Source organism: Sphaerotilus sp. (assembly GCF_041083715.1).
GTDB lineage: Bacteria > Pseudomonadota > Gammaproteobacteria > Burkholderiales > Burkholderiaceae_C > Sphaerotilus.
The window spans coordinates 23,902-31,168 of sequence record NZ_JBFPGY010000189.1 but is presented as its reverse complement, the minus strand read 5'-3'; the positions used below and the strand labels follow the sequence as shown (position 1 = coordinate 31,168).

The 7,267-nt window shown below is 66.0% G+C and carries 7 protein-coding genes; 3 read left to right on the top strand and 4 right to left on the bottom strand.

Annotated elements, in window-relative coordinates; all coding sequences use genetic code 11:
* The 4 genes from AB3X43_RS08495 to rpsL all read right to left on the bottom strand — a co-directional run.
* The coding region (locus tag AB3X43_RS08495) for a GTP-binding protein (RefSeq protein ID WP_369428238.1) at nt 1–133 on the bottom strand (133 nt) is incomplete at its 3' end.
* 156 nt (nt 134–289) lie between these two features.
* Nucleotides 290–2,392, bottom strand: a complete 2,103-nt coding sequence (fusA, locus tag AB3X43_RS08490) for an elongation factor G (protein WP_369429409.1) — start codon at nt 2,390–2,392, stop codon at nt 290–292.
* 98 nt (nt 2,393–2,490) lie between these two features.
* Nucleotides 2,491–2,961, bottom strand: coding sequence for a 30S ribosomal protein S7 (rpsG, locus tag AB3X43_RS08485; RefSeq protein ID WP_369429408.1), 471 nt, complete (start codon nt 2,959–2,961; stop codon nt 2,491–2,493).
* A gap of 175 nt (nt 2,962–3,136) precedes the next feature.
* A complete protein-coding gene (rpsL, locus tag AB3X43_RS08480) occupies nt 3,137–3,523 on the bottom strand; it encodes a 30S ribosomal protein S12 (protein ID WP_369429407.1) in 387 nt (128 codons plus the stop codon).
* 200 nt (nt 3,524–3,723) lie between these two features.
* Here rpsL and AB3X43_RS08475 point away from each other — a divergent pair, with 200 nt between their 5' ends.
* The 3 genes from AB3X43_RS08475 to AB3X43_RS08465 all read left to right on the top strand — a co-directional run bounded on the left by AB3X43_RS08475 (nt 3,724) and on the right by AB3X43_RS08465 (nt 7,171).
* A complete protein-coding gene (locus AB3X43_RS08475) occupies nt 3,724–4,653 on the top strand; it encodes a LysR substrate-binding domain-containing protein (RefSeq protein WP_369429406.1) in 930 nt (309 codons plus the stop codon).
* An 86-nt stretch (nt 4,654–4,739) separates the two neighbouring features.
* Entirely contained in the window at nt 4,740–5,891 is a 1,152-nt protein-coding gene (locus AB3X43_RS08470; protein WP_369429405.1) for an alpha-hydroxy acid oxidase, read from the top strand.
* Between the two features lie 101 nt (nt 5,892–5,992).
* Nucleotides 5,993–7,171, top strand: a complete 1,179-nt coding sequence (locus AB3X43_RS08465; protein ID WP_473965090.1) for an alpha-hydroxy acid oxidase — start codon at nt 5,993–5,995, stop codon at nt 7,169–7,171.
* Nucleotides 7,172–7,267: the final 96 nt, after the last annotated feature.

Here is a 7,267-nt window from a genome sequence, read left to right as displayed (position 1 = left end):
TGGCGGTGCCGCCAAACTTCTTCGACAGCACGGTCGTGATCGCCGCCGTCAGCGTCGTCTTGCCGTGGTCCACGTGACCGATGGTGCCGACGTTGACGTGCGGCTTGGTACGGACAAACTTTTCCTTAGACATTTTCAGATCTCCAGATCACAAAGAACATGGCCGGTGGCCGGTTTAACGTCTCGCGGGAACCTGCAGGTCCGTTCACCACCGGCAGTGAACGGCAGACTCGCCGAAGACAGCAAATTGGAACTGCCACCCGGCGGGCGGGTGGCAGCGGGCGGTAGTTTACTTCGAACGCGCCGTGATGATCTGCTCGGCGACGTTGCGCGGAGCTTCAGCGTAGTGCTTGAACTCCATCGTGTACGTGGCGCGACCCTGCGACATCGAACGCAGCGTGGTCGAGTAGCCGAACATTTCCGACAGCGGCACTTCGGCCTTGATGGTCTTGCCACCGCCAGGGATGTCGTCCATGCCCTGGACCATGCCGCGGCGGCTGGACAGATCGCCCATCACCGAGCCGGCGTAGTCTTCCGGGGTCTCGACTTCGACGGCCATCATCGGCTCCAGGATCACCGGCTTGGCCTTGCGGCAGCCGTCCTTGAAACCGATCGAGGCGGCCATCTTGAACGCGTTTTCGTTCGAGTCCACATCGTGGTACGAACCGAAGGTCAGCGTGACCTTCACGTCCACCACCGGGAAGCCGGCCAGCACGCCGTTCGGCAGCGTGTCGATCAGGCCCTTTTCCACCGCGGGGATGAACTCGCGCGGCACCACGCCGCCCTTGATGGCGTCGACGAATTCGAAGCCCTTGCCCGGCTCCTGCGGCTCGATGGTCAGCACGACGTGGCCGTACTGGCCCTTGCCGCCCGACTGGCGCACGAACTTGCCTTCGACTTCGGTGACCTTGTCGCGGATCGTTTCGCGGTAGGCGACCTGCGGCTTGCCCACGTTGGCTTCCACGCCGAATTCGCGCTTCATGCGGTCGACGATGATTTCCAGGTGCAGCTCGCCCATGCCGGAGATGATGGTCTGGCCCGATTCTTCGTCGGTGCGCACGCGGAACGAGGGATCTTCCGCAGCCAGACGGCCCAGCGCGATGCCCATCTTTTCCTGGTCGGCCTTGGTCTTGGGCTCGACAGCCTGCGAGATCACCGGTTCCGGGAACACCATCTTTTCCAGCGTGATGATCGCGTCCGGATCGCACAGGGTTTCGCCCGTGGTCACGAACTTCAGGCCCACGCAGGCAGCGATGTCGCCGGCCAGGATTTCCTTGATTTCCTCGCGCTGGTTGGCATGCATCTGCAGGATGCGGCCGATGCGTTCCTTCTTGCCCTTGATGGGGTTGAAGACGGAGGCGCCGGACTGCAGCACGCCCGAGTACACGCGCACGAAGGTCAGCTGGCCGACGAACGGGTCGGTCATCAGCTTGAACGCCAGCGCGGCGAACTTCTCGTTGTCGTCGGCGCGACGGGTGGTCGGCTCGTCGTCTTCATCGGTGCCTTCGACCGGCGGGATGTCCACGGGCGAGGGCATGAAGTCGATCAGCGCGTCGAGCATGCGTTGCACGCCCTTGTTCTTGAACGCGCTGCCGCACAGCATCGGCTGGATTTCGCAGGCGATGGTGCGCGTGCGCAGGGCCAGCTTGATCTCGTCTTCGGTGAGGTCACCGGTTTCGAGATACTTGTTCATCAGCTCTTCGGTCGCCTCGGCGGCGGCCTCGACCATCTTCTCGCGCCATTCCGCGGCGACGGAGACCAGGTCGGCCGGGATTTCCGCATAGTCGAACTTCATGCCCTGGGAGGCTTCGTCCCAGAAGATGGCCTTCATCTTCAGCAGGTCGACCACGCCCTTGAAGCCTTCCTCGGCACCGATCGGCACCACGACAGGCACCGGGTTCGCGCGCAGACGCGTCTTCATCTGCTCGACGACCTTGAAGAAGTTGGCACCGGTGCGGTCCATCTTGTTCACGAACGCGAGGCGGGGCACCTTGTACTTGTTGGCCTGGCGCCAGACGGTCTCGGACTGCGGCTGCACGCCACCGACCGCGCAGTACACCATGCAGGCACCGTCGAGCACGCGCATCGAACGTTCGACTTCGATGGTGAAGTCCACGTGTCCCGGGGTGTCGATGATGTTGATGCGGTGTTCCGGCAGCGAGCGGTCCATGCCCTTCCAGAAGCAGGTCGTGGCCGCCGACGTGATGGTGATGCCGCGCTCTTGTTCCTGCTCCATCCAGTCCATCGTGGCCGCGCCATCGTGGACTTCACCGATCTTGTGGTTCACGCCCGTGTAGAACAGGATCCGTTCGGTGGTGGTGGTTTTGCCGGCGTCGATGTGGGCCGAGATACCGATGTTGCGGTACCGCTCGATGGGGGTCTGGCGAGCCATGGTGTCACTCCAAATGCAAAGACTGCCCCAGACGGTCGATCGGACCGAAAAGGGCAGCCAGGGGGTTCAAGGTCGGATGGACCGGATCAGTCTCTGAATCAGAAACGGAAGTGCGAGAACGCCTTGTTGGCTTCTGCCATGCGGTGCACTTCGTCGCGCTTCTTCATCGCGCCGCCACGGCCTTCGCTGGCTTCGAGCAGTTCGTTGGCCAGACGCTGGGCCATCGACTTCTCGCTGCGCTTGCGGGCGGATTCCTTCAGCCAACGCATGGCCAGGGCCATCCGGCGGACAGGGCGAACTTCCACGGGAACTTGGTAGTTCGCACCGCCGACACGGCGGGACTTGACTTCGACCATCGGCTTGACGTTGTTCAGCGCGGTCATGAAGATTTCGAGCGGCTCCTTGCCGGCCTTCTTCTCCACCTGCTCCAGGGCACCATAGATGATGCGCTCGGCAACGGCCTTCTTGCCCGATTCCATGACGACGTTCATGAACTTGGACAGATCGACGGATCCGAACTTCGGATCAGGCAGGATCTCGCGCTTGGGTACTTCGCGGCGACGTGGCATTTCAATTCCTTTCGAGGCTTCAGTTGGCAGCCGGTGCTCGGTGAGCGTGTTGGCGGCCTCGGATGTCACTCACAGCCTGGACATCCACTTACTCCCGACAGCTTGACGCTGAACGGTGACGATGTGACGACCGATCGGGTACGTCAGATCACGCATGGGGCGAACCCCGGCAGGCTTATTTGGCCTTGGTGTTCTTCGGACGCTTCGCGCCGTACTTGGAGCGCGATTGCTTGCGGTCCTTGACGCCCTGCAGGTCGAGGGAGCCGCGCACGATGTGGTAACGCACACCCGGCAAGTCCTTCACACGACCGCCGCGCACGAGCACGACCGAGTGTTCCTGGAGGTTGTGGCCTTCACCGCCGATGTACGAGATGACCTCGAAACCGTTGGTCAGGCGCACCTTGGCGACTTTCCGGAGTGCCGAGTTCGGCTTCTTCGGGGTCGTGGTGTAGACGCGGGTGCAGACACCGCGGCGCTGCGGGCAATTCTGCATCGCAGGCGACTTGGACTTCGTGACTTCGACCTCACGGCCTTGGCGCACGAGCTGGTTGATGGTTGGCATGGGTAACTTGTTCCCGTTTGAAGTTACGATGTTTCCCGGTCGTTCCGATGACCACACAGCGCGGCGATTTGCCATTGCCATGCGCTCGGAAATTTCCGAAAAGCCTTCGATTGTACGCGCCTTCCGTCAACAGGGGCAATGCGGAGTGACATCGGGTGCGACAGTGACGCGACACGGAGGGCTTCCGCTAGAGTCCGGACATGTTCGCTGCTGCCGATCCCTCCGATGTGCGATTCCCTTCGATCGAGGGTCTGCGTGCGTTCGAGGCCGTGGCGCGGCTTGGTTCCTGCGAGCGCGCAGCCGATGAACTGGCCGTGACCGCCAGTGCCATCTCCAAGCGGGTGGCCACGCTGGAAGACCTGCTCGGCACGCCGCTGTTCAGCCGCAGCCTGCGCACCCTGGCCCTGACCGCCGCCGGTCGCGAGTACCTGGAGCAGGTGCGCGCAGCCCTCGGGCTGCTGGCGGCTGTGCCACTGCACCGCCGCCAGGCCCAGCGGGTGCAGCGCCTGCGCGTGAGTTCTCCGCCGACCTTCGCGCGCCAGATCCTGGTGCCCGCGCTGGCCGACTACACCGCTGCCCACCCCGAGGTCGAGCTGGAGATCGTGCTGTCGATTCCCTACATCGATGGCGGGCAGGCCGATGCCGACGTCGAGATCCGCAACGGCGACGCCGCCGCCGCCGGTGTCGATCCGCTGATGGACGATGTGCTGGTGCCACTGGCCGCGCCCGGGCTGCTGGCGCGGCTGGGGCCGATCGCCATGCCCGCCGATCTGGCATTGGCTCCGCTGCTGCGCACGCCGCTGGAGCCTTGGACGCCATGGTTCCGCGCCGCCGGGCTGGACTGGCACGAGCCGACGCAGGGGCCACGGCTGGTCGACCTCGGCCTGACGCTGGAAGCGGCGGTGTGCGGGCAGGGCGTGGCGCTGGCGCGGCCGTCGCTGGCGCGGCACTGGCTGCGCAGCGGGGCACTGGTGCCGCTGTTCCGGGTCACGGCCCGGCCGGCGCACCTGTACTACGCGGTTGCCCACAGTGCGCACGAGCCGGCGTTCGGCTTCATCGACTGGCTGGCCGGCATGGCCGCCGAGGTGGCCGACGAGGCGGCGCAGGAACTTCTCTCCGGTCCCGGCTGAAGATCCTTCCGCGCACACGGTGCGGGGCTGGCCTACGATCTGCGCTGCCCCCGCAGACTGTGCCAAGACCGAGGAGACCCACCGCCATGACCGTCATCACCTGCATCGAAGACCTGCGCCAGCTCGCCGAGCGGCGCGTGCCCCGCATGTTCTACGACTACGCCGACTCCGGCTCGTGGACCGAGGGTACCTACCGCGACAACGAGCAGGCGTTCCAGCGCATCAAGCTGCGCCAGCGCGTGGCCGTCAACATGGAGAACCGCAGCACGGCGGTGAAGATGATCGGCATCGACGCGAAGATGCCGGTGGCGATCGCGCCGGTGGGCCTGACGGGGATGCAGCACGCCGATGGCGAGATCCACGCCGCCCGCGCCGCCGAGAAGTTCGGCATTCCCTTCACGCTGTCCACGATGAGCATCTGCTCGATCGAGGACATCGCGCAGAACACCACCGCGCCGTTCTGGTTCCAGCTCTACATGATGCGCGACCGCGAGGCGATGGCCCGCATGATCGAGCGCGCCCGCGCCGCCCGCTGCAGCGCGCTGGTGCTGACGCTGGACCTGCAGGTCATCGGCCAGCGCCACAAGGACCTCAAGAACGGCCTGACCGCCCCGCCGCGCCCGACGCTGAGGAACATCGTCAACCTGATGACCAAGCCGCGCTGGTGCCTGGGCATGGCGGGCACCAGGCGCCACACCTTCCGCAACCTCGTCGGCCATGTGAAGGGTGTGAGCGACATGCGCTCGCTGTCGGCGTGGACCAACGAGCAGTTCGACCCGCGGCTGTCGTGGGCGGATGTGGCCTGGGTCAAGGAGCGCTGGGGTGGCAAGCTCATCCTCAAGGGCATCCAGGATGTCGAGGACGCCCGCCTCGCGGTGGCCAGCGGCGCCGATGCGATCGTGGTCAGCAACCATGGAGGCCGCCAGCTCGATGGCGCGCTGGCGAGCATCGAGGCGCTGCCGGCCATCGTCGAGGCGGTGGGCTCGCGGATCGAGGTCTGGATGGATGGCGGCATCCGCAGCGGCCAGGACGTGCTGAAGGCCTGGGCGCTGGGTGCGCGTGGCACGATGATCGGCCGCGCCATGGTCTACGGGCTGGGCGCGATGGGCGAGGCGGGTGTCACCAAGGCGCTGCAGATCCTGCACAAGGAACTCGACGTGACGATGGCGTTCACCGGCCACACCCAGCTCGTGCAGGTGGACCGCAGCATCCTCGTCCCCGGTACGATTCCGCGGTAACCATTGGTTTCTGCGGGCTCCGTCCCACAGAGGACTGAACACAGGCTGAACGCCTCGGTAGCATCGACCGGAGTCGATCCTGTCCCGATCCGTTCGCCCGTGTGAATCTGTCCGTGCCGTTTGCCACCTCCATCGAAGACCTGCGCAGCCAGGCGCAGCGCCGCATCCCGCGCATGTTCTACGACTACGTGGATGCAGGTTCGTGGACCGAAGGCACCTACCGCGCCAACACCGACCGCCTGCGCGACATCCGCCTCTGCCAGCGCGTGGCCGTCAACCTGGACGGCCGCCACGTGCGCTCGACGATGCTGGGGCAGCCGGTGGCGATGCCGGTGGCGCTCGGACCGGCGGGGCTGGCGGGCATGATGCATTCGGATGGCGAGATCCACGCCGCGCGCGCCGCCGAGGCCTTCGGCGTGCCATTCGCGCTGTCCACGATGAGCATCTGTTCGATCGAGGACGTGGCCGCGGCCACCACGAAACCCTTCTGGTTCCAGCTCTACCTGCTGCGCGACCGCGGCTTTTCCGCCAGCCTGATCGAGCGGGCCAGGGCAGCACGCTGCTCGGCGCTGATCCTCACGCTGGACGCGCCGGTGCTGGGCCGCCGCTACAAGGACGTGCGCAACGGCCTGAGCACGGCGCCACAGTGGTACCGGCCGCGGGTGCTGCTGGACTTCGTGCGCCATCCGCGCTGGTGCATGGACATGCTGAAGACGAATCGGCGGGTCTTCGGCAACATCGTCGGCCACGCGCCGGGCGTGGACGACATCGCGAAGATGTCCGACTGGAAGCACCTCGAAGTCGACTCCAGCCTGACCTGGGACGACATCGAGTGGGTGCGCCGGCAATGGGGCGGGCCGCTGATCCTCAAGGGGTTGATGGACCCGGCCGACGCCCGCCGCGCGGCGCAGATGGGGGTGGCAGCCATCGTCGTGTCCAACCATGGCGGCCGGCAGCTGGACGGCACGCCCACCACGATCGAGGCCCTGCCGCGCATGGTCGAGGCCGTGCGCGCCGTGCCGGGTGCATCGACCGAGGTCTGGATGGACAGCGGCATCCGCAGCGGCCAGGACGTGCTCAAGGCGCTGGCCCTCGGCGCGCAGGCGACGCTGATCGGCCGGGCCTACCTCTACGGCCTCGCCGCGCAGGGACAGGCCGGTGTCACCCGCTGCCTGGAGATCCTGTCGGAGGATCTGGAGCTGTCCATGGCGCTGTGCGGCCATGTGCGTGTGGACACGCTCGACCGCAGCGTGCTGGTCGCCGAGACCTGCCCGACCTGACCGCCGTCCGCCGCGCCGCCAACAGCGCAGCGAAACCCGGTTTTCTCCAGCGCTGACCAGCAGGCCATCGGCGCCAGACTCGCAGGCATCCTGCCC

Excerpts from the sequence above, each read along its gene's own strand:
- fusA (WP_369429409.1), bottom strand. The coding sequence starts at position 2,392 with ATGGCTCGCCAGACCCCCATCGAGCGGTACCGCAACATCGGTATCTCG.
- rpsG (WP_369429408.1), bottom strand. The coding sequence starts at position 2,961 with ATGCCACGTCGCCGCGAAGTACCCAAGCGCGAGATCCTGCCTGATCCG.
- AB3X43_RS08470 (WP_369429405.1), top strand. The coding sequence starts at position 4,740 with ATGACCGTCATCACCTGCATCGAAGACCTGCGCCAGCTCGCCGAGCGG.
- rpsL (WP_369429407.1), bottom strand. The coding sequence starts at position 3,523 with ATGCCAACCATCAACCAGCTCGTGCGCCAAGGCCGTGAGGTCGAAGTC.
- AB3X43_RS08475 (WP_369429406.1), top strand. The coding sequence starts at position 3,724 with ATGTTCGCTGCTGCCGATCCCTCCGATGTGCGATTCCCTTCGATCGAG.